The organism is Apibacter adventoris (genome assembly GCF_002964965.1).
GTDB lineage: Bacteria > Bacteroidota > Bacteroidia > Flavobacteriales > Weeksellaceae > Apibacter > Apibacter adventoris.
The window spans coordinates 1-21,965 of the sequence record NZ_PSZN01000011.1; the positions used below are offsets into that span (position 1 = coordinate 1).

At 28.4% G+C, this 21,965-nt stretch carries 23 protein-coding genes; 14 read left to right on the forward strand and 9 right to left on the reverse strand.

Features of this window, described 5'->3' with window-relative positions; genetic code table 11:
* The 8 genes from C4S76_RS05635 to C4S76_RS05665 all read left to right on the forward strand — a co-directional run.
* Nucleotides 1-1,706 (forward strand): type VI secretion system Vgr family protein (locus tag C4S76_RS05635; RefSeq protein ID WP_105193505.1); only part of this gene is annotated, 1,706 nt, incomplete at its 5' end.
* Nucleotides 1,707-1,712: 6 nt separating this feature from the next.
* Nucleotides 1,713-2,645: a hypothetical protein gene (locus C4S76_RS05640; protein ID WP_105193507.1), complete on the forward strand. Its 933-nt coding sequence runs from the start codon at nt 1,713-1,715 to the stop codon at nt 2,643-2,645.
* Nucleotides 2,632-4,047, forward strand: a complete 1,416-nt coding sequence (locus C4S76_RS05645; RefSeq protein WP_105193508.1) for a PAAR-like protein — start codon at nt 2,632-2,634, stop codon at nt 4,045-4,047. The genes C4S76_RS05640 and C4S76_RS05645 overlap by 14 nt, the downstream gene beginning before the upstream one ends.
* 10 nt (nt 4,048-4,057) lie before the next feature.
* Entirely contained in the window at nt 4,058-4,399 is a 342-nt protein-coding gene (locus tag C4S76_RS05650; protein ID WP_105193510.1) for a hypothetical protein, read from the forward strand.
* Nucleotides 4,392-4,952 carry a 3'-5' exonuclease family protein gene (locus tag C4S76_RS05655; protein WP_105193573.1) on the forward strand — a complete coding sequence of 187 codons (561 nt, stop codon included), beginning with the start codon at nt 4,392-4,394 and terminating at the stop codon, nt 4,950-4,952. The genes C4S76_RS05650 and C4S76_RS05655 overlap by 8 nt, the downstream gene beginning before the upstream one ends.
* Before the next feature lie 127 nt (nt 4,953-5,079).
* Nucleotides 5,080-5,337: a ribonuclease toxin immunity protein CdiI gene (gene cdiI / locus C4S76_RS12185; protein ID WP_181044072.1), complete on the forward strand. Its 258-nt coding sequence runs from the start codon at nt 5,080-5,082 to the stop codon at nt 5,335-5,337.
* A 291-nt stretch (nt 5,338-5,628) separates the two neighbouring features.
* Nucleotides 5,629-5,814, forward strand: coding sequence for a hypothetical protein (locus C4S76_RS05660; protein WP_105193512.1), 186 nt, complete (start codon nt 5,629-5,631; stop codon nt 5,812-5,814).
* Entirely contained in the window at nt 5,814-6,266 is a 453-nt protein-coding gene (locus C4S76_RS05665; RefSeq protein ID WP_105193514.1) for a hypothetical protein, read from the forward strand. Before C4S76_RS05660 ends, C4S76_RS05665 begins: the two co-directional genes overlap by 1 nt.
* Before the next feature lie 139 nt (nt 6,267-6,405).
* On the opposite strand, the gene C4S76_RS11980 is transcribed toward C4S76_RS05665, so the two are convergent.
* The gene (locus tag C4S76_RS11980) at nt 6,406-6,546 is read right to left on the reverse strand and encodes a hypothetical protein (RefSeq protein ID WP_245915801.1); all 141 of its coding nucleotides are present in this window, start codon (nt 6,544-6,546) and stop codon (nt 6,406-6,408) included.
* A 94-nt stretch (nt 6,547-6,640) separates the two neighbouring features.
* On the opposite strand from C4S76_RS11980, the gene C4S76_RS12190 reads away from it, so the two are divergent.
* Genes C4S76_RS12190 through C4S76_RS05680 form a run of 3 tightly spaced genes read left to right on the forward strand, consistent with a single transcriptional unit; the run spans nt 6,641 to nt 7,710 of the window.
* Complete coding sequence (locus C4S76_RS12190) at nt 6,641-6,931, forward strand: TNT domain-containing protein (protein ID WP_394335586.1); 291 nt, start codon at nt 6,641-6,643, stop codon at nt 6,929-6,931.
* Between the two features lies 1 nt (nt 6,932).
* Nucleotides 6,933-7,316: a hypothetical protein gene (locus C4S76_RS05675; RefSeq protein WP_105193516.1), complete on the forward strand. Its 384-nt coding sequence runs from the start codon at nt 6,933-6,935 to the stop codon at nt 7,314-7,316.
* Nucleotides 7,309-7,710, forward strand: coding sequence for a hypothetical protein (locus tag C4S76_RS05680; protein WP_105193517.1), 402 nt, complete (start codon nt 7,309-7,311; stop codon nt 7,708-7,710). The genes C4S76_RS05675 and C4S76_RS05680 overlap by 8 nt, the downstream gene beginning before the upstream one ends.
* A gap of 783 nt (nt 7,711-8,493) precedes the next feature.
* Here the strand turns inward: C4S76_RS05680 and C4S76_RS05685 are convergent.
* The 3 genes from C4S76_RS05685 to C4S76_RS05695 form a co-directional block, all read right to left on the reverse strand.
* Complete coding sequence (locus C4S76_RS05685; protein ID WP_221404989.1) at nt 8,494-9,246, reverse strand: HNH endonuclease; 753 nt, start codon at nt 9,244-9,246, stop codon at nt 8,494-8,496.
* Nucleotides 9,216-9,431, reverse strand: a complete 216-nt coding sequence (locus C4S76_RS05690) for a hypothetical protein (protein WP_105193518.1) — start codon at nt 9,429-9,431, stop codon at nt 9,216-9,218. The genes C4S76_RS05685 and C4S76_RS05690 overlap by 31 nt, the downstream gene beginning before the upstream one ends.
* A 290-nt stretch (nt 9,432-9,721) precedes the next feature.
* On the reverse strand, nt 9,722-11,860 hold the full coding sequence (locus C4S76_RS05695) for a S46 family peptidase (protein ID WP_105193576.1): 2,139 nt from the start codon (nt 11,858-11,860) through the stop codon (nt 9,722-9,724).
* A gap of 169 nt (nt 11,861-12,029) precedes the next feature.
* Between C4S76_RS05695 and C4S76_RS05700 the strand changes: the two genes are divergently transcribed.
* Both C4S76_RS05700 and C4S76_RS05705 read left to right on the forward strand, forming a co-directional pair.
* Nucleotides 12,030-14,252 carry a RelA/SpoT family protein gene (locus tag C4S76_RS05700; protein ID WP_105193519.1) on the forward strand — a complete coding sequence of 741 codons (2,223 nt, stop codon included), beginning with the start codon at nt 12,030-12,032 and terminating at the stop codon, nt 14,250-14,252.
* A gap of 273 nt (nt 14,253-14,525) precedes the next feature.
* On the forward strand, nt 14,526-15,494 hold the full coding sequence (locus C4S76_RS05705) for a hypothetical protein (RefSeq protein ID WP_146105697.1): 969 nt from the start codon (nt 14,526-14,528) through the stop codon (nt 15,492-15,494).
* A gap of 400 nt (nt 15,495-15,894) precedes the next feature.
* Here C4S76_RS05705 and C4S76_RS05710 read toward each other — a convergent pair whose 3' ends face one another.
* Nucleotides 15,895-16,776, reverse strand: a complete 882-nt coding sequence (locus tag C4S76_RS05710) for a PPK2 family polyphosphate kinase (RefSeq protein ID WP_221404990.1) — start codon at nt 16,774-16,776, stop codon at nt 15,895-15,897.
* Nucleotides 16,777-17,153: 377 nt separating this feature from the next.
* Nucleotides 17,154-17,978 (reverse strand): SAM hydrolase/SAM-dependent halogenase family protein, encoded by an 825-nt coding sequence (locus C4S76_RS05715; protein WP_105193521.1) that lies wholly within the window; start codon nt 17,976-17,978, stop codon nt 17,154-17,156.
* A gap of 67 nt (nt 17,979-18,045) precedes the next feature.
* Here C4S76_RS05715 and C4S76_RS05720 point away from each other — a divergent pair, with 67 nt between their 5' ends.
* Nucleotides 18,046-18,996, forward strand: coding sequence for a PhoH family protein (locus C4S76_RS05720; RefSeq protein ID WP_105193522.1), 951 nt, complete (start codon nt 18,046-18,048; stop codon nt 18,994-18,996).
* 141 nt (nt 18,997-19,137) lie between these two features.
* Here C4S76_RS05720 and cmk read toward each other — a convergent pair whose 3' ends face one another.
* From cmk to C4S76_RS05735, 3 genes are all read right to left on the reverse strand, one after another.
* Nucleotides 19,138-19,845: a (d)CMP kinase gene (gene cmk, locus C4S76_RS05725; RefSeq protein ID WP_105193523.1), complete on the reverse strand. Its 708-nt coding sequence runs from the start codon at nt 19,843-19,845 to the stop codon at nt 19,138-19,140.
* Nucleotides 19,846-19,906: 61 nt separating this feature from the next.
* On the reverse strand, nt 19,907-21,298 hold the full coding sequence (locus C4S76_RS05730) for a type III PLP-dependent enzyme domain-containing protein (protein WP_105193524.1): 1,392 nt from the start codon (nt 21,296-21,298) through the stop codon (nt 19,907-19,909).
* Between the two features lie 92 nt (nt 21,299-21,390).
* Nucleotides 21,391-21,720: a DMT family transporter gene (locus tag C4S76_RS05735; protein ID WP_105193525.1), complete on the reverse strand. Its 330-nt coding sequence runs from the start codon at nt 21,718-21,720 to the stop codon at nt 21,391-21,393.
* Nucleotides 21,721-21,965: the final 245 nt, after the last annotated feature.

Sequence of the window (21,965 nt, forward strand, 5' to 3'; positions counted from 1 at the left end):
TAGGAAAACGCTGTACCCTGCAACTTAAACAATACGGACAGACCACCTATATCTTTACCGGAATCATAACCCAGATCCGCAACAAACGCATAGACGGTTATAGCCATATAATCTTAGAAGGAAAATCCCCAACCATCCTGTTAGAGAATGGCTTGGATTGCCAGAGCTTCGAAAAAAAGGGACTTAAAGAAATTATTGAAGAATCTACCCGCGAATATCCTTCCGACCTGATTCAGTGGGATATACGTCCGCACCTACAGGAAAAACTGCTATATACCGTACAATATCGGGAATCTGATTATCAATTTATCAGAAGGTTAGCCACAAGGTATGGAGAATGGTTTTACTACAATGGCACCCAGCTGGTCTTTGGCGGGTATGGGGGGAAGACCGTAGAGCTGGTAGAAGAACAAGACCTGTTCGAATACGAACTGAAGATGCAATTAGTCCCCCAAAAGTTCACCTATACATCCTACGATGCCAAGCAGGCAGAGAACTACACCGTAGAATCCGAAAGTGTAAGCGTACAAGGCACCAAGAACCCCTTTCAGCAATATGCAGAAGAAGCCTCAGCCAAGACCTACAACAAAGTACCCCTTTCCTTATACAACCAAAGTTTGATGGAAAGTGGCAGGATGGAGCTTACCTCTGCAGTAAAAAGACAGAAACAAAGCCGTCAAAACGTATTTTATTTAGAAGCCAAGACCCATAATCCAAACATACGTTTAGGCGATATTGTGAAGCTCAAAGCTTGGATGCCGGGACATGAGATCTTCAAGAACGGAGAAGTTCCCTTAGAGAGCTACCGCATTATAGAGATTACCCATAACTACGAAGGCATGGAAGGCTATCATAACTTCATAGTAGGGGTACCCAAAGAAATAGAGACCCCTCCTTATATGGAAGAAGACGCCATACCCCAATGTGAAGAACAGTCGGCTACGGTTATGGATAACAACGACCCGGAAGGGATGTCAAGAATACGAGTGCAGTTTCTATGGCAGAAGCCCTTTAACGGAATGACCCCATGGATACGATCCATCACGCCCTATGCAGGAGCCGGCAAAGGGATGCATGTAGTACCGGAAATAGGAGAAGAAGTGATTGTGAGTTTTGAGAATGGGAATGCAGAGAAGCCTGTTTCTTTGGGAGCGATGTTCAACGGAAAAGGAAAATCAGGTCATGGAGGTAAGGGAAACTATATGAAGGGTTTACAGACCGCAGCAGGAAATAAGCTACAGTTTAACGATAAAGAAGGAAGTGCTATGCTTACGGATCAGCCCGGTTCTGTAAGTATGAAGTTTGATGGTGGAGGAAACTCATCTATAGGAGCTGCTGCTACGCAAGCTATTACCGTAGGTGCTAAAGAAGGAAGCCCAGATGGAGAAGCTAAATTATTAATGGATAATGCCGGAAATATTACTCTTGATGGAAAAACGAATGTTACACTAAAAGTTGGTGCAAATACTTTGGTAATTGACGGAAACGGCTTGACTTTAACAAATAAAGATGGTAACTCTGTAGCCATTACTCCGGATGGTATTACCCATATTGCCAAAACAGGAGATATAGGAACAACAGCAGAAACAGGGAAAATAACTTTAGATAGCAGTGCTTCAGAAATAGGGCTTAGAGCCTCTACCAAAGTAGATGTAACGGGCGGAGCATCTGTTAATTTATCAGCTACTGAAGTAAATTCAAACTAATAAATTATGGGAATTTTACAGGATTTATTTCAGGTGGGAATTGATACCAAAGAAACTATTCCTGCAGTAAATGGTGATATACTACTAAATTATCACTTTATATGTACACGAAAACAGTGGATTCGTAAGCATATAATTGAGCATGAAATAGAAGGAAATATAAAAATAGGTATTTCAAAGTATAGTCAAAAATTTACTAAATGGAGCATTCATTTCACAGATATTGAATGTCGTAAAAAAACTAATTTTATTCCAGAATATTACATCTTATGGGATTATGTACAAAGAGCTGATTTTTTTATGAGTACGGATGGTAAAATAACCACCCATGGTTTTACTGCTTTTGAACAAGAAAGAATTTATAAAGAAAAAATTAAAAAAATATCTCAGTATATACAGGAAGAACCACGAAAAAAAGAGATGCAGAATATTTTGAAGAAAAGTAAGAAAAATTTGGAGATTTTAGCAGCCTTATTAAACATAAATCCTGTTATGCAACTACTATGTAGGGAATTTAAATTTTATCATACCTATAAAAAAACAGAAGACAGAAATAAAGTCAAGCTCTTTTATACCAGTGAGGTTTTAAATGACTATTTTGGCGCAGATATTCATTTACCTATAAAAAAAATTTCTGTATTAGATAACAGAAATAAAGATATGATAGCAGGCTCTAGCGTAGGAGGTGTGGATAAAGGAAAAATGAGAGAAGAAGACTTTTTCAGGTATATAAAAAAAATTGCCGGAAAAGTAGTTATAGGGAGAGAATTGTTATTAGACTATAGTGAATATTACCGATACGATAAGGGGGATTTTTGGAACATATATGGCTTTGAACAAGCAGAAAATTATATACAGACAGCCATATCTGAAGCCTGGTTTTTAGAAGAACAAATTAAGATGAACCGTATAAAAAAACAAGATTATGGCAGTAGATGATTTATATATTCCTGACGGAGTCTTTTTAAAATGTGATCAGGGAGCCGTGTTGACTATTTTGAATGTTACTCCTAAAAAGCATAAATTATATGGAATGGTGATAGCCACAGAAAAAGATAATATACCCATAACTAATATTCCTAGCTTTGGTGCCTGTTCTTCCTCCGGAAGCGCCTGTATACCCAAATCGCCCCAATGGAAAAAAGTACACGAAGGAGGAACTAAAGTAGAAGGACAAAAACCGTTATTAGAGACTTCATTTTGTAAATGTATGCAGGGAGGAAGTATAGATATTTTTTTTAATGACAAAGAAGCCATGGCCTCACTGGAAGCAGACAAGAAAAGCAGGGTAGATAAAATTCCCTGGTTGGACTCCGCTTTAGGTGGAGCCCTTATAGGCCCCATTTCCTTTATATATTATGAAACGATAGGTAGTGATCCGTCCAATATAGGAAGAGGAGTCCGTAAAGGACTGAAAGGTACCTGGAATTTTATTTCCGATGATATGTGGAAAGCAGAAACTTGGAAAGGATTGGGGAAAACCGTAATGACCGGCGTGGTAGGTTACATGCCTCCAATAACTTCCGAATACCCTACAGCAAATGAAATAGAAATGCAGCAACATTGGATGAATACCACTGCTGAAGAGCGTATTGCTTCTTTTGATAAGGATATGGGGACTGATTTAACTTCTACCCACGAAGGATTGAAAAAGGCTGCTTCTGATTTTTATGATAAAAAAATTGAACATGGTACACGGGCGGAAAGAGAAGTAATGGCTGGGGAAGCACTGGAAGTTATATTTGAACTGGGCACAGGCTCAGCTACCGGTGCTTTTGTTAAAGGTGTAAAAGGAAGTGCTGCCTTAGCCAGCGCTTCGGAAAAGCTATCAAAAGCTATTATTACGATTAATGAGTTTGTGAAAGTCTCTAAATTAGGTAAATTAGTTAAACCTTGTGGTATTTTTAAGGTGGGTGCCAGAAAGTTAAAAATACCACAAGGTTTAACTAATTTACAATTTGATGAATTTTCTAAGGCTTTAAAAGAATTATTAAAAAAAGAGGGTATAGAGGGTAAAATAGAAGTGCATGGTAGTAGAGCAAAAGGAACAGCAAGACCAAATTCAGATATTGATATTAAAGTTATTTTAAGTGATGAAAATTTTGCTAAATTAGTTGAAAAAAGATTAAAAGAAACAACAGGACGGAGTAAACAGCTTATTGAAAAAACAGTGAATAATCAGCAAAGAATTCGTGCTAGAGGTATTTCTAATACATTTGAGAGCAACTTATGGGAGGAAGTTTTTCCTACTATAAATAAAAGTGGGATTGAAAAAATTCAGGTTTCTGTTATGAAAAAAAGCTCTCCATTTAATACAGGACCAAGTATTATTATAAAATAAAAAATTAGATATGCAAGATTTTAGTTTTACTATATCAATAAATACAGAAAAATCAGAAGAAGATATTTTTAATTTAATACTCAAAGAAGTACCCGAGTCCATAAAGGAAGTAGGGGCACATATAAGGTTATTTGATAATATAATGAAATTTGATTTGAATTCTGATTATGATCCATTAAAAATATTAGACTCTCAAGAAGGATATTTGTATTATAAATATTTTTTAGATGTTTTCCCTGTGCGAGAAGTTGATTTGGAAAATCAAAAAAGAATAATAACTATATTAATTAATTTGTTTAAAAAATATAATTTTAAAGCAGAATTAATTGCCGATGAAGAATTTTATGAATAATAAAGTTAAACTACCAGAATTATATGTAGCAACAGATGTAGAAGCAGATGGTCCTATACCAGGAGAATATAGTATGCTATCCTTTGGTATGGCAGTAGTAGGAATGACTCATATTAATTTTTATACAGAAATAAAACCTATATCTATTAATTTTCAAGAGAAAGCATTAGAAATATCAGGCTTAAATAGAGAATATTTAAAAAAAGAAGCCCCTACAGCTCAAGAAGCTATGAATAATGCTTATAAATGGATAAATAATTTAAGAAAAATAGGTCGTCCTGTATTTTTAGCTTCACCTGCTGTCTGGGATGGAATGTTTATTCACTGGTATTTTATTAAATATTTGAATAAAAGTCCTTTTGGACAAACTGGATCGGGGATAGATCTAAGAAGTTATTGGATGGGTAAAAAAGGTTGTGAATGGATAAAAACTCAAAAAGGGAAAATAAAATACGAGCTAAATATAGATGGTTTGCCACATATTCATCATTCTAGGGAAGATGCTATAGAACTAGCTAAAATTTTTGAAAAAGTTTTAGAATTAGAGAATTAATTTTAATATAATGGAAAAAAAGAAATATAAGAATTAAATTAGAAGATAAACTTTTTCCTGTTCAGGCCTACTTTAATTCTATTTCTTATAGAAGTTTCTTACGAGTGTTAAAAGGTTTTTCAAAAATATAGAATCAGGATTTGAGGAAACATCTATAAATTTTCCTGAAGAAGCAGAGGAATGGGTTGATGAACCATTTATAGGAGTAGAATTTGGAATACTTGAAAAAGAATTAAGCATTCCAAATGAGGATTTCATAAAATATTTAAGAATAGTTTGTGATGGATATAATGAGGGTCATCCACAACAAAAAGAAGAAGTTGAAAAGTTATTTAATACTATAAAAGTGAATTTTATTTCTAAAAATAGCTCAAATTCCCAATAATTATGTTATAATGAAGAAAAGTAATATCTATTTTAATATAAAAAAGCAGATATTTTATCTGCTTTTTTTGTTAATTAGTGTTGATGATTTTTTCTACTATATTCTAAATTAGCCAAATCAATTAAAGGTATTTTTAAGGTTGGAGTTAGAAGATTAACATTCACAATAGATCCTAAAAAATTTGATTATTTTTTTGGTCGAGTAACATCAGGAAGTACACATAATATTGAAAGATCAGCTCAAAATCTTAAAGATTTAACTACTTTAGGCATTACTAATGAAAAACAATTAATGAATGTTTTTTCAGAAGCTCTAAATAATGGAGTTGAGTTAAAAACAAAAACTAACCAATATGGAACAAGTGTGATAAAGTCCATTGGTATAGGTGAAAAAGGTGCTATTGAAGTTAGTTTTTTATACGAGATAGGTTCTGAAACTCCTAAGGTAACAACATTAATTCCTAAAATTTATAAATAATGATACAAATAATTTCAGAAGAAAAATATAGAAAATTACAATATCCTATCCTTTTTAATGATGAACAAACGGATAGAATTTTTGCTACTTTATCTTATAAAGACACTAATTATAAATTTGCTTGGCAAAGTAACAACATTACTCCCTGCGTTATAAAAATAAGAGAAAATATTTTAGCAATTGGGGTAGATCAGAATTTTATTGTTGTAAATTTTGATTTTGAAAAAATTTTAATAAAATATAGGTTAGATTATTTTTTGTACGATATACAGATGTATAATGATTTTATTTATGTACTAACAGAACTTGAAATTTTAAGGATTGAGAAAAGAACAATGGAGCTGGTAGATAAATATGATTTACCGGATATTTTAGAAAATATTGAATTTAATGATTATCAAATTATTGTTAAATGCATGGATGGAGAGGTCATTAATTTACCAATAAATTGAGCGCTTAAAATATTTTTGAGAAATAAAAATATATTGGTATTATGGTATAGAAAATAAAAGGTGCTTTTTTTTCATTATAAAAAAACCTTGAAATGCCTATAAATAAAGGGTTTTAAATAAAAAAGTGTATAATATTATTTTAATTAGCCAAATCAATTAAAGGTATTTTTAAGGTTGGAAGAAGGTTAAAGATAAGAGGGGTAACTTTTGATGATTTTTTAGCTTCCTGTAAATTTCCTACAGATGAATTAGCTAATAAAGCATGGGATTTATTTTGCAAAGAAGATTGGAAAGGTTTAGAAAAATTATTTAATGATAATAAACTTAATGGAGGATGGCCCCCTAACGGAGGGTTTATAAATACTTCTAAAAGAATATTAAAGCCCGGTGATATAATTGATAGGTATGGAGGAAAAATAGAGAATGGAAAATTTACAGATACAGGAAAATACTTTGGGATAGATGGAGCTTCTTTTGAAAGTAGAGCTTTACAAGAAAGTGCAAAAAATGGATTTTATAATAAATACGAAATTATAAAAGAACTTCCTGTTGTAGAAGGAAAAGCGATTCCTTGGTTTGGTAAGGAAGGTATGGGAACTCAATTTTTAACGGGCGAAGGTGTTGATGATTTAATTAAAAATGGATATATAAAAAAAATAAACTAAAATGATAAAAATAATTGAAAAAAATAGACGAGAACTTTATGATGGATTAGAATCAGAAGAATTATATAATATAGTATTAGTTGAAGGTATAAAATTAAAGGATATTTTAAATAATAATTTCTCAAATTTAAAAGAAAAATTAAATTCTGAGGATTTTAAAATCATTGTGGATCTTATCAAAACAAAACCTTCGAAAGATACTTTATTTTATAAATTTTTCCCGGATAAAGCTAAAGATGATACAAATTATTATTCTTTAGAGGGATTATCACTATATTATAGCATAGTAAATGATAATATTATAGAAATATTTTCATTCGGAGAATTACAACCAAGTCGTTATATCTTATATAGCGAAGGCATTTTTAAAATAGAAAATGAATAAGATACTTGGACAAAAATTAATTTATGGAGGTACAGATCAAGGATTTGTTTTTGATATGAAGCTTGAAAACAATCAGAATGTGAAATTTTTATATATTATAGAAAATAATTCTTTTAAAAATTTAAAAGAAAAAATTAGTATAGAAAATTTCAATTTCATAAAAAAAGATTTGCATATTCTTCATGGAACTGAAACTAGAGAATTTAAAGAAGATCTAAAATCTGGTATTGTAAAAGAAGTCGGTAAAGAATTTTATGACTATTATGAAATAGAAAAAAGTAATTTAAGTTTATATTATTACATAGAAAAAGAAAAAAAAATATATATATATGGTTTCGGTGAAACCCAACCTTGTTTGTATAAACTATATTTAGAAGGAGTATATGAATTATAAATAAAAGGCAGATTGTAAATAGATAAAATATTAGATGATTTTTCCCTTATGGGTAAGTATTATAAATAATGCTTTTGTGTTTTTATGTAAATAACATAACTAGAAAAATAAAACAAGGCTGTCATTATAGACAGCCTTTTGTTTTTTCAACTGTTCAACTTATCCAGGAATTCGAGTTCGTCATCAGGGATAAGAGAACATAGGAATTGTAGGATATTGTATAAATCCAATTTATCATGTTCCGTATAACTCGGAAACGAAATTTCTGCTAACAGAAAAGTTTGGATATTTTTACAGAGAGATTTAAGAGTAAAACATAATTCTCCTAATTGTGAAAGATTATAAGTTTTTAAATCGATTAAATAAAATAAGATTTTTACTTTTGAAAAGAAGCACTAAAAGTTATTTAAAATATTGTAAATGAATATATTAAGTAAGATAGGGTCTGTGAAAGATACAAATTTACAAGTCGATATTTTGAATTTGATGTTTCGGTAGGGGGGGAAATATGGAATTATGAGATAACTTGAATTTTCAAGAGAGATATCAGGAAATGATTGGTGAAAATTAAAGATGTATAGAAGCAAATATTTCTAAAAACAAATATTCGAAGATGTTGAAAAGCATGGAGTACAAAAATATCCAAAAGCTAATCTAGAAGTTATTTTAACACAAATAACTAATGCTATTTTGATGATAAATAATTTCTAATAATATTGTGCAATTAGTGTAATTTGTGTATAAAATATAATTTATCGTTTTCCATATAAAATAATATTTCATTTACTTTTGAAAAATATTATTAAAGTGATAATCCAAAAAATCTTTAGATGGTAAAAATTTTTCAGGAAGACTAATCAAGCTATTCTCGTATTTATAAAAATAGTCTTTAAAAGCTTTATTATCAATACTTTTAATTTTATCTGAGATTTTGATTCTGTATTCTGTAGAAATTGAAATAAGACCTTTATCAAAAGCTTTATCATGTAATGAATTTAGACATAACCCATTATGTGGATTTGTTCTGTTTTTTTTATCTATTGACCATGGCATTATGTGACTTGCTATTAACAAATCTGGTATTGAAATTCCTGTTATGCAGCATTTTGAATTATAAGAAGCTAAAATTGTATTCCTAAAAAAATTTTGATTGATTCTCTGTGTTGTAAAAACTTCCTTATCAATTCCCACGGGAATTGTTTCTAGAGTATTATTTAAATTTAATTTTTTTCTTTTCTCTAAATCTGCAATCAAAAGCTCACTTTGATAGGCTAATTTATCCCAATTGTTACTATATTCATTCCATATATCCCTATCCAGTTTACTAGCATTAGTTAAACCTACAATTCCCTTAGTCTTTAAGTTTTCATCAAAACTTCCAAAATTACCTATCTTCATTTTAACCGAATTGGGACTTCTTCCTATTAATTTTGAAATATAAATTATATAAGGATTAGTTGACGTTGCTTTAGAAAAAGGAATCTGACAATATAATCTTAGTACAATTATCGTTTGATCTCTTGTCCATTTTTCCATTTCTTTTCTTTTTTTATTTCTAAATCTTCAACATCATATTCAATTAAAAGATTATTTAAGAGTTCAAAAGTTATATCAGTTTTTCCTAATAATATAGTTGAGAATATTTCAATCCTATCATCAACTGATAAAGAATTTAACATATTATCATCTCTAAAAAAACGCATGAAATTATCACGATTCATATTTTACGAAATTAGTCATATATATATCTTTTTACAAATGTATAACATTTAGTTATCTTTTTTTATAATAAAAATAAGCGTCGTATATAAATATAATATCAGCGTTCAATTAAACCACGGAGCAGAAAACTGATTATTTGAATCATTATTATTCTCTTAATCAATAAAATATTTTAGTTGAAAAAGTCACAAGCCATTTTTTTCTTAATGCTTGTTTGAAAATCTGTCGAGAAATACATGCTATATTTATATTATCTGCTAATGCTAAAGATTGTAAATTGTTTATAAGATTACTGAATAATATTCATTTCTTTTAGTAATCTGCTTGCTCCTGCATATTTATCTATAATAAATAAAATATAACGAATATCAACCATAATATTTCTACAAATAGATGGATCATAATTCAGATCACTCATAGTACCTTCCCACACACGGTCAAAATTTAATCCGGTCAGGTTTCCGAAAGCATCAAAAGCAGGACTTCCTGAGTTTCCTCCTGTAGTATGATTAGTGGCGATATAATTAACCGGTAAGTTTCCGTCTTGTTCATATTTACCATACTCTTTACTTTTATACAATTCAAAAAGTTTTTGGGGAACATCAAATTCATAATCACCTGGTATATATTTTTCTATTACTCCCTGCAAGGTTGTAAAAGGTTTATAATATACTGCATCTTCAGGAGAATATCCATCAATTTTTCCGTAAGAGACCCTAAGAGTCGAATTAGCATCCGGATAAAACTTTTTTTCCGGAAAAATTTCCAATTGAGCCTTCATATAAATTCTCTGTAGGCTATCTAGTTTTGATTGGTTTGCTATAAAATTTGGTACAATAGATTTTCTATAGATTTCGTAATAAGGCTTCATAAAATTGATCACTGGGTCTTGAGACAAAGTTTCAGCAATCTCTTTATAATTATTGGAAGAAAGTATTTGTATAATATTTCCGTTTTTTCCTGTAAGGGATGATTTTTCCCATAATTGAGTGATGAAATCTTGAGCGGATACATTATCTTTATAATTTTCATACCCAGATGCCTGAAATACTTTTTCAACATTTTGAGAATACATAAATAATAATTTAGCGCTTACCTTAGCATCTATTTCAGCATTGTAATTTTTATACAGTTCTGATATTATATCTGAAACTTTTTTTTGATTTTTCACAAAATTTTCAGGTGTAGAATTAAGCAGGTTTAATATGAGATAAGACATTCTAAAAGTTTCAGAATTTACGTAAAAAACTTCATTAAAATAAGTATGTGCTTTTTTATATTGAGAATTATCTTTATATATTTTATTTAATAAAGAAAGTAAGTTTCCATATTCAGATAAAGTTTCTTTTTTTAATTGTATACGTTGTGTAAAAAGAGATTCAAACTCATTTTTTTTCTGTAGTGCATCAGTTCGTTTTAAACCCTGACTTTCTCCCATCCATTTTTTCCATCCGTTTGCAATGCTTGCATATTTAGCAGCATATTTAATCTTAATTTCCGGTTTTGTACGCATTTCTTCATCTAATATTTTTAAAGAAGCATCTCTTAAAGATATTCTTATTGGATTTTCAATTTCCAAAATTTGAATTAAGGCAGATCCGGTTAAATATTCATCAGTATTTCCCGGAAATCCATATATAAAAGAAAAATCACCTTCTTTTTTTTCTTTAATGGATATAGGTAAAAAATATTTAGGAGTATAGGGAATATTATCTTTAGAGTATTTAGCAGGATGATTATTTTTATCAGCATAAATTCTAAAAATAGAAAAATCACCTGTATGCCTTGGCCATACCCAGTTATCAGTATCAGATCCAAATTTACCAATTGAAGAAGGAGGAGTTCCTACCAAACGAACATCTTCATAAGTTTCTGTGATAAATGCATAATATTGGTTTCCTTTATAAAAAGGGTAGATCATTACTTGCTGATAATCTTTTTTAGGAATTGTAAGAGAAACTTTTTCAATGATAGAATCAATTAAAATCTTTCTTTTTTCCTCAGTAACTTTAGTAGGTAAATTATTAACTATTTCTTGGGTAACTTCTTTGATATCTACAATAAAAGTAGCAGACAGATTTTTATTAGGGAGTTCTTCTTCCAGGTTTTTAGCCCAAAATCCATTATTTAAAAGGTTGTTTTCCATAGTGGAATGTGATTGTATTTGACTGTAGCCGCAATGGTGATTTGTTAAAAGAAGACCTTGGGGAGAAATTACTTCAGAAGTACACCCTCTGCCAAAATGAGCAATAGCATCTTTCAGGCTGGGTTTTTGCGAATTAAATATTTGCTTTGTAGATATTTTCATACCTAGTTGTCTCATTTCTTTTTCATTGAGCTGATTAGGAATCCACATTCCTCCTTCCTGAGAAAAGCAATAAGAAGAAAAAAAGATAAATAAAAGATTTAGGATTTTAATTAATTTCATTTTTATCATTATATTATCGCATTTAAAGTATCAAATATAAATATTTTTAAAGAAAATCATTAAATTTGTAATAGAATAGTATGAGGCTATTGACAACTAATAAAAAACTTATTTTTAATATAATGGGTTTAATAAGAACCATAATTAATAAGATATTCTTATTCAATTTATGTATCAAATAGATTTAGATAAAGAGGCAGAAGAAATTGCAAGGCGCTATAAAAATATGCTTCGTAATACTTATAGGGATTTAACCGAGGAAAATAAAATTTTAATTCGGAAGGCCTTTGAATTAGCCAAAGAGGCACATAAAGACCAAAGGAGAAAAACAGGAGAACCCTATATATATCATCCTTTAGCGGTGGCGAAGATTGTAGCAGATGAGATAGGTTTAGGAGCAACAAGTATAGCCTGCGCATTACTTCATGATGTAGTAGAGGATACTGAATATACCCTTGAGGATATTGAAAAGATGTTTGGACCCAAAATAGCAAAAATTATTGATGGATTAACAAAAATTTCTAATGTGGACCATCAGAATTTGTCTCTGCAATCTGAAAATTATAGGAAACTATTACTTACCTTATCTGAAGATATACGGGTAATTCTTATTAAAATAGCCGACCGCCTTCATAATATGAGAACTTTGGATAGCATGAAAGCATCCAAACAAAAAAAGATAGCTTCAGAAACTACTTATATTTATGCCCCATTGGCTCATAGAATGGGATTATATGTAATTAAGTCAGAATTAGAGGATTTGAGTTTAAAATATACAGATCCGGATAGTTATTATTTTGTAGTAAAAAAATTAGAAGAAACAGAAAAAGACAGGCAAAGATATATAGAGGAATTTACTCAGATTATTAGTAAAAGGCTACAAGAAGAAGGTTTAAATTTAAAAATAAAAGGAAGGCATAAATCAGTATTTTCTATTTTCAAAAAAATGAAGAAGCAAAATGTTTCTTTTGAAGAAGTATATGATTTATTTGCCATTCGTGTTATTTATAAATCAGATAGCAAAAATGAAAAATTTTTAGCTTGGAAAATATATTCCATAGTAACAGATGAATTTACTCCCAATCCAAGTAGGATGAGGGACTGGATTACAACTCCGCGTTCTACCGGATATGAAAGCTTACATGTTACCGTTATTGGTCCTGAAAATAAATGGGTAGAGGTACAGATCCGTTCTGTAAGGATGGATGAAATTGCAGAGAAAGGAATTGCAGCACATTATAAATATAAAGAAGGATATAAAATTGAGGAAGATAATCAAATAGAAAATTGGATAGCACAGGTAAGGGAAACTATTGAAAATCAGACATCTACTAACGCAATGGAGCTTTTAGATGATTTTAAACTGAATCTATATACTAAAGATATTTTTGTATTTACCCCTAATGGAGATTTAAAAGTTTTATCTGTAGGGGCGACTGCTCTAGATTTTGCATATTCTATTCACTCTAATATAGGCGACCACTGTTTAGGCGCTAAAGTGAATAATAAATTGGTTCCGTTAAGTCATTTACTTAAAAGTGGGGACCAAGTTGAAATTTTAACCTCACAGAATCAAAAACCTAAAGCTGACTGGTTGGAATTTGTATCTACTTCAAAAGCAAAATCTAGAATAAAAGCAGCGCTTAATATAGAAAAAAGAAAATACACAGAAGAAGGCAAAGAACTTTTAATAAGGAAATTAAGACACCTAAGAGTTAATTTTTCTGATGCAGAACTGAATTCTATACAAAAGTTTTTTGGAGCAAAAACAAGCCATGATATTTTTTATCAAGTAGCTATAGGACTTATTGATACTAAAGAATTAAAAAAATATATAGATAGTAAAGGAGTTTTCAATAATTTATTATCCAGACTACGGAAAAGACCCACCTTTATTAGCAATAAAGAAAATATAGAACCTAAGGAGGAAGGAACTCTAGATATGATAGTTTTTGGAGATGATGAAAAAAAATTAGATTATCAATTAGCACAATGTTGTAATCCTATACCCGGAGATAAAATTTTTGGTTTTGTTACTATAAATAAAGGTATTAAAGTACATAAAGAAACCTGCCCAAACGCTATTGATATGAGGGCTAATTACGATTATAGAGTAATTCCTGCAAAATGGGTCAATAGTGCCAATAGAAATTTCTTAATTGATATATCTATTGAAGGTATAGACAGAAAAGGAATACTTAATGATATAACAAATTTAGTATCCCATACACTCAACATTGACGTGAAAAAATTTACTATAAATTCAGATGATGGAATCTTCCAGGGAATATTAACCTTATTTATAAAAAATACAGTGCAACTTGAAGAGGTATTGCAAAAATTACAAAATCTGGAAGGAGTAGCAAAAGTAAAACGGCTAGAAAAAAAATAGGTTTTTAATTTTATTTTTCTAATCTCTATATTATCTTTAATTTCTAAAGAATTCTTATGTAATTATAATTTTATTATTGAATTTTATTTTTTTATAATTTAAACAGATAATCATACTTTTAGTTTTTTATTTGATTCTTAAAATTGGAGGTATTTATTTAACAAGATTTATTATCTTTGAAAGGTTTATTATATATAATATCTTTTTATCATTAAAAAATTAAATTTATAAAAATACATATATATATACATTATAGTATTGGTGAAAAAAAATATGAAGAATCAACTAAATGAAGCTATGATATCTTCCATTAGATCGCATATTTCAGAAGGAGATGTACTGGTAAATGTATTAATGGATATACTTTGCATAGGTAAGGAAGCAGCATATCGACGTATTCGAGGAGATGTTTTATTTACATTTGATGAAGTAGCTAAAATATCACATGAATTAGGAATATCTTTAGATACAATTGTAGATACTAATAATAAATCAAAATCTTTTTTATTTAATTTAAATCTATATCCTACAACAGAGTATATATTGGATGTATATTGTAAAATGATGAATGATCATTTAAAAGTATTTTATAAGATGAAAAAAGATTCTGATTCTCTAGCTAAAATTTCATTTAATACTTTGCCATATTATTTTTATAATTCCTTTCAGAATATTTCAAAATTCAGATTATTTAGATGGATGTATCAAACTATGGGGATAAATGCACCGAATAATTTATCCAGTTTTAGTCTTACTTCAGAAATACTAGATTTACAGAAAAAATATGTTATTGAAAGTTCTTTAGTTACAGAATCTCATATTATTTTAGATAAAAATTCTTTTTTATCATTAATTACGGATATTAATTATTTTTATAAATTGAATTTAATTTCAGATAGTGATCTGAAAAAATTAAAAGAAGAATTATTAGAGCTACTTGCAGGTTGGGAACTAATGGCTATGACAGGAAAAACCGAATCAGGAAAAAATATACTTATATATATATCTAATGTGAATTTTGAATCATGTTATAGTTATTACAAATCAAAATCTTTAGAAATCAGTCATATTAGAGTTTATTCAATTAATGGATTAAGCTCAACCAATCCTTATGTGTGTAAAATTCATAATGAATGGATTGAGTCTTTAAAAAGATATTCAACCTTAATAACACAAAGCGGAGAAATACAAAGAATAGAATTTTTTAGAAAACAAAGAGGTTTTATTAATAAGCTACTTTAATGCGAAATTCTAATAAAAAGAAAAAATATTAAAAAAAGTATAAAAATATCATTTTTTATAAAAAGTGTCATTTAGAATATTTTTTCATTATTCATGAAAAAATATTTAAATCATTATTTATAATTTCATAAAATGAAAATATAAGAGTTATATTTTTCAAATTATGAAAAAAAAAATTCATAACAAAGCATATGAAGGCCCTATAAATTAATATTTAAAAATTACCTTTGCAATATCAAAATATAGGGCTAAATAACACTAAATAATTCAATAAAAATTACAATTTGTTTTTTTAATAAAAAACTATTTGAAAAGTTTGATAACTTCAATATTTTCAAATGAAATAAAAAAACAATTTAAAAAAATTTATTCTAAATTTAATAGGATTACTAAAAAAAACTTATTCTTTAAGTAAATTCTTATATGAAATATCAAGTTCTTTTTTTTCTTGGTTATCTATATTCGGAAATTTAGGATGCATCTTTTTTAATGTTTCTTTAATTAAATATCCCATAATAAGTTGACCATAAGATTTATAATCACAAGGTATAATAAACCAAGGAGAATAATCTGTAGAAGTATTTTGCAAAGCCAAAGTAAATGCTTTTTGATATTGGTTCCAAAATTCTCGTTCTTTAAGATCCGAAGATGAAAATTTCCAATTTTTTTCCTTGTTTTCAATTCTTTTTATAAATCGTTTTTTTTGTTCATCTTTACTTATATTTAAAAAGAATTTTAAAACTTGAGTTCCATTATTTTCTAAGAATTTTTCAAATTTGTTTATTTCATCATATCTTTGATTGAAAAACTTTTCATTAATATCATTTAGAGAATTAACACTAGGGATGTTTTCATTGAGTATAAATTGAGGATGAACCCTACTTATTAACACATTTTCATAATGAGAACGATTGAAAATACCTATTTTTCCTTTCTGAGGAATTTTATTTTGATGTCTCCATAAATAATTATATTTATATTCTTGTGAGGTTGGGGTTTTAAAAGAAGTAACTTCTACCCCTTGAGGGTTGACGCCTGTCATAATTGCACGTATAGAACTGTCTTTTCCTGCTGCATCTATACCTTGAAATACTATTAATAAAGATTGTTTCCCTTCTGCATAAAGAATATTTTGATAATAATCAATTTCTTTTACAATATCAGATAACATTTTTTTATTTTTTTCTTTATCATGAAATTCTTTTGGTGCTTTAGTTTCATATTTTTTTAAATCTAGATCCTTGGAAAAAGGAACTATAAAATCTTTCATTTTAATTTCCATAATAATGTATTTTAAATTAAACTTTATTTAACCTTGTGTATATTTTTTTATTAGAAGTATATGAAATAATAATTATCGTATAATATCTTAATTAGCAATTGTTGTAAATATTAAAAGATCTTGATTAATAAGATAAGAAAAATTCATGCCATAAATTCATACCATATTTTTTTATATTTATGAAATATTAATATATGTGTAAATCCTTCAATGACCATGTATAAATAGTTTTAAGCTGAATGTTTATTAAATATAGCTAAGTATATTTTTCATATAGAAATATATCATAAACTTCTTTTTATTTTTTTGCTGAAAATCAATGAATTGAATTTAAAAATAATTATTTTAATTTGAAAAACTCAGTAAATTAAGAAAAATTATTCAAATACTAAGCGGATTTGTGTTCCTATATCTAAGCCCATTAAAGAACTAGCACCTCCTACAGTTTTTAAATTACTTTTATACATGGAAATTTGTATGTATCCTGAAGAATTGAAGATAGCCAAAGCTTTTCCATGAAACTTTTTTTCATCAGGTTCATTCCCTAAAAGATCTGTATATTTTGTAAATATTTTAGAAAATTTAGTATTTCTTGCAAAAAGAGTAAAAGGTCTGTTTTTACCAAATTGTTGAAATTGTTTTTGAGATATATTAGTTACCGCATTTCCATAATTATCAATATAAATTATTATTCCGGTAATACTATTATCCTCATTTTTTTCAATGGGTTTTAATTGTGTAAGTTTTTTAAATGTAGTTATTTTCCGTCCCACTAAATCGAGTTTTCCCCCTCTCGCTAAGTGACAGGCTACAGGGACAAATAGATCTTTTGTTAAAAAATGTATTTCATCATATTTATTAATGGTGATTTCTATTATTTGATCAGGATTTATTTCTTCAGCAATTAAAGATAAAATGCCATTATCATTACAAATAAAAAAATGTCCATTAACTTCTGCCGCAATAGGTTTAATAAATGTATTGGGAAGCGCATCTACTCCTATAATATGAATGGTTCCTTTAGGAAAATCATTATAAGAATTTTTTAAGATATAGGCCGTTTGTATTAAATCAAAAGGCATTATTTGATGAGATATGTCTACTACAGTTACTTCTGACAATTGAGTGTAGATACTTCCTTTCAAAGAAGCGACATGAAAATCATCTAAACCAAAATCTGTAGTAAGAGTTATTATTCCCATTTTTATTATCTCTAACACAAAGTTATTGCTTATTTTTGTTTTATAAAATTTCAAAATCAAGAAAAATTTGAATCATTTACAGATTAATTTAGAAGGAGTAGATTTAAAAATCTTTTATGGAGAATATAATCAGAATTTTAAAATATTGACCGATTTTTTTCCAAAATTAAAAATTACTGGTAGAGATAGAATTATTTCAGTTTCAGGGAATGATGAAGATTTGTTGTTTTTTAAAAACAAAGTAGCTGAAATTATCAAATACATTAATAAATACAACCGATTAAATGATATAGCATTAGAAGGAATTCTGAATCAAAATAAATTAGTAAATGAAACAGAGGCTAATTTAGATGATGTGATTGTTCATGGAATTGGAGGAAAGTTAATACGGGCTAAAACTGAAAATCTTAAAAAATTAGTAGAATCTGTAGGTTATAATGATATGGTATTTGCAATTGGACCGGCCGGTACAGGAAAGACTTATACAAGTGTAGCATTAGCAGTAAAAGCTTTGAAAAATAAAGAAGTTAAAAGAATAATCTTAACGCGGCCTGCTGTGGAGGCAGGGGAGAGTCTAGGTTTTTTACCTGGAGATTTAAAAGAAAAATTAGATCCTTATCTACAACCTTTATATGATGCTTTAAGAGATATGCTTAGTCATGAAAAATTATCTTCGTATTTGGAAAAAGGAATTATAGAAATTGCTCCTTTGGCTTTTATGAGAGGACGTACTCTAGATGGTGCCTTTGTTATTTTAGACGAAGCTCAAAACACAACTCATTTACAAATGAAAATGTTTTTAACACGCATGGGGCAAGATGCAAAATTTATAATAACAGGAGATCCGGGACAGATAGATTTACCTCACCATCAAAAGTCAGGCTTAAAAGAAGCAATTCGATTACTGCATGGTATAAAAGGAATTGGTTTCATTAAATTAACAGAGATTGATGTAGTTCGTCATAAATTAATTAAAAAAATATTAGAAGCTTATAGACAACACGAAGAAAAAGAATAGTATAAAGATATTAACTATAATATAATTATTTGTAAAAGATATTTTTTACGAATAATCAAAATTTGATAAATAGGATTTTTTAAATTATTATAATTGATTGGAATTTTACTTTATATTAAATTAAATATCAATAAAAATAAGTTATAAAGAAAATCTTTTAATAACAATTTGTTCCATTTTTTTGTAGGTTTCTTCTTGTGTTAAATATGTATTATCGATTAAAAATGCATCTGATGCCATAATTAAAGGAGAATCTTTTCTATTTTCATCTATATAATCCCTTTTTTGTAAATTCTTAGTAACTTTTTCTATGGTTAAAGATTTATCTTTTTTATGAAGTTCTAAAAATCTTCTTTTAGCTCTCTCTTCAACACTGGCAGTGATAAAAAATTTTAGGTCTGCATTAGGGAAAACTACTGTTCCAATATCTCTACCATCCATAACAATTCCTCCATTTTCTCCAATTTTCCTTTGTTGTTCAACCAAAAATTTTCTAATTGCAGATCTTTCTGCTATAGAAGATACCCATTCAGAAACTTTCATATTTCTAATTTCATTCTCAACATTTGCTCCATTTAAATAAGTATCGTTACTATAAAAATTAGGATTAAATATAAAGTTAATGTGAATATCATTAAGATGTAACTCAAGCTTTGAAATATTTATATTTTGGTCTTCCCAAAAAAATTGAATTCCATACAATGTTACAGCCCGATACATAGCTCCGGTATCTATATGTTTCCAACCAAATTTTTTGGCTAACATTTTAGCATAAGAACTCTTTCCTGTAGATGAATAACCATCTATAGCAATTATAGGACTATATTTTTTAGGTTGTGGTATACTCATGAAATATTTTTAGTAGCATAAATAATATAACAATTAATCATAAAGATAAAAAAACAAATGTTTAATAACCTAAAATATCTAAAATTTCTTTATAAGTCTGTTCCTCTCTGAAAATTTTATAACTAAATTCACCTTCTTTATTCTTATCAATAAGAATATGTTTGGGTTGAGGTACCAAACAATGGTGTATACCACCGAAACCGCTAATGGAATCTTGGTAGGCTCCAGTATTAAAAAAACCAATATATAAAGGCTTATCTTCACTATAGATAGGTAAATATATAGCATTTACATGCTGTTCAGAATTGTAATAGTCATCACTATCACATGTTAGTCCTCCCAAAAAAACTCTTTCATAAGAATCTTCCCAACGATTGATTGGGAGCATTAGAAATCTTCTGGAAATAGCCCAAGAATCAGGTAGAGTAGTCATAAACGAACTATTTATCATATTCCATTTTTCTCGATCATTTTGTCTTTTTTGATTGAGTATTTTATATATTATACCACCGCTTTCTCCGACAGTATATGAACCAAATTCAGTATATATAGTGGGTTCTTCTACTCCTTCTTCCTCACAGAATTTTTTAATTTGATAGGTAATCTCATTAATCATATAATAATAATCATATTCAAAATTTAAGGAAGTTTTAATTGGAAATCCTCCTCCAATATTTAAAGAATCTACTTCCGGAGCTAATTTTTTAAGACGAGCATAAACCCTTAGACATTTGTATAATTCATTCCAATAATAAGACGTATCTTTAATTCCAGTATTGATGAAAAAATGAAGCATCTTTAACCTTGCATGAGGATGATTCTGAATTTTTTGAGCATAAAATGGAACAATATCTCTATAGCCTATTCCTAAACGAGAAGTATAAAATTCAAATTTAGGTTCTTCTTCAGATGCTATACGTATTCCTACATTAAAGGTAGTATCAATACTATCAGAAAGTAAATCTAGTTCTCTGAAATTATCTAAAACAGGAATAATATTCGAAAAACCACCATTTATCATTTCTGAAATAGTCCGTAAGTATTCATCTGTTTTAAAACCGTTACATATTACTTCAATATCCTGCTTCACCAATCCCTTTTTATATATTTTTCTAATAATTTCCATATCATTAGAAAAAGAAGTTTCTAAGCTAATTTTATTTTTAAGAACTTCTTCTAATACAAATGAAAAATGACTTGATTTGGTACAATAACAATACCTGTAATTATTTTTATAATTATTTTCCTTAAAAGCTTTTTTAAACCAACGTTTCGTTTGCTGTATGTTTTGAGATATCTTGGGCAGGTAATTAAATTTGAAAGGTGTACCAAATTTTTCAATTAAATCCATTAAAGGAATGTCATGAAAAAAAAGTTTACCTTCTTCCACTTTAAATTCAGGTTGTGGAAAATCAAAAGTTTGTTGTATTAAATCGTAGTATTTTATTTTCATTTGATGTTGAAAATTTAAGATGCAAATATCAAGAAAAAATCAGTACTGAAGTTGGATTTTTGTAAAAACTTAATATAAAAAAAATAAAATAATTAATTTTGAGATACCGCTTTCAAACCAATAATGGAACCAATTAAAGTAGTTATAAAAAATATTCTCCAAAAATTAGCAGGATCTTTAAAAACGAAAATTCCTATAAGTACTGTACCAACCGCTCCAATTCCGGTCCATACAGCATAAGAAGTGCCCAAAGGCAAATTTTGTGAGGCCTTAATTAGAAGTAACATACTCATAGTAAGACAAAGTAAAAATCCGAAAAACCAATAATATTTTTCAATACCGTTAACTTCTTTAACTTTACCTAAACAAGTTGTAAAACCAACCTCAAAAAGGCCTGCGATAACCAAAATAATCCAGTTCATTGTATTTGTTTTATAAAAGTTACAAAAATGAAAAGAAAAAAAGACTTTTTTTAATTTATAAAAAAATATTTTAACATTTTGTTCAAAACATTACTATTTGAAGTTATAATGGAAATAAATAATAGCTATAAACAGTTTCATTATAACTTGATGGTAATTTGTATTTATATAACTTAGTGTTAATTAAAAAAAATTTAATAATCTGGAATTAAGTTGCATACAATTCCGGTTAAATTATTTTATGA

Excerpts from the sequence above, each read along its gene's own strand:
- C4S76_RS05730 (WP_105193524.1), bottom strand. The coding sequence starts at position 21,298 with ATGAAAATAAAATACTACGATTTAATACAACAAACTTTTGATTTTCCA.
- C4S76_RS05710 (WP_221404990.1), bottom strand. The coding sequence starts at position 16,776 with ATGGAAATTAAAATGAAAGATTTTATAGTTCCTTTTTCCAAGGATCTA.
- cmk (WP_105193523.1), bottom strand. The coding sequence starts at position 19,845 with ATGAGTATACCACAACCTAAAAAATATAGTCCTATAATTGCTATAGAT.
- C4S76_RS05680 (WP_105193517.1), top strand. The coding sequence starts at position 7,309 with ATGAATAAGATACTTGGACAAAAATTAATTTATGGAGGTACAGATCAA.
- C4S76_RS05705 (WP_146105697.1), top strand. The coding sequence starts at position 14,526 with ATGAAGAATCAACTAAATGAAGCTATGATATCTTCCATTAGATCGCAT.
- C4S76_RS05655 (WP_105193573.1), top strand. The coding sequence starts at position 4,392 with ATGAATAATAAAGTTAAACTACCAGAATTATATGTAGCAACAGATGTA.
- C4S76_RS05650 (WP_105193510.1), top strand. The coding sequence starts at position 4,058 with ATGCAAGATTTTAGTTTTACTATATCAATAAATACAGAAAAATCAGAA.
- C4S76_RS05690 (WP_105193518.1), bottom strand. The coding sequence starts at position 9,431 with ATGAATCGTGATAATTTCATGCGTTTTTTTAGAGATGATAATATGTTA.
- C4S76_RS05695 (WP_105193576.1), bottom strand. The coding sequence starts at position 11,860 with ATGAAATTAATTAAAATCCTAAATCTTTTATTTATCTTTTTTTCTTCT.
- C4S76_RS05665 (WP_105193514.1), top strand. The coding sequence starts at position 5,814 with ATGATACAAATAATTTCAGAAGAAAAATATAGAAAATTACAATATCCT.
- C4S76_RS05675 (WP_105193516.1), top strand. The coding sequence starts at position 6,933 with ATGATAAAAATAATTGAAAAAAATAGACGAGAACTTTATGATGGATTA.
- C4S76_RS05735 (WP_105193525.1), bottom strand. The coding sequence starts at position 21,720 with ATGAACTGGATTATTTTGGTTATCGCAGGCCTTTTTGAGGTTGGTTTT.
- C4S76_RS05640 (WP_105193507.1), top strand. The coding sequence starts at position 1,713 with ATGGGAATTTTACAGGATTTATTTCAGGTGGGAATTGATACCAAAGAA.
- C4S76_RS05660 (WP_105193512.1), top strand. The coding sequence starts at position 5,629 with ATGAATGTTTTTTCAGAAGCTCTAAATAATGGAGTTGAGTTAAAAACA.
- C4S76_RS05685 (WP_221404989.1), bottom strand. The coding sequence starts at position 9,246 with ATGGAAAAATGGACAAGAGATCAAACGATAATTGTACTAAGATTATAT.
- C4S76_RS05645 (WP_105193508.1), top strand. The coding sequence starts at position 2,632 with ATGGCAGTAGATGATTTATATATTCCTGACGGAGTCTTTTTAAAATGT.
- C4S76_RS05700 (WP_105193519.1), top strand. The coding sequence starts at position 12,030 with ATGTATCAAATAGATTTAGATAAAGAGGCAGAAGAAATTGCAAGGCGC.
- C4S76_RS05715 (WP_105193521.1), bottom strand. The coding sequence starts at position 17,978 with ATGGGAATAATAACTCTTACTACAGATTTTGGTTTAGATGATTTTCAT.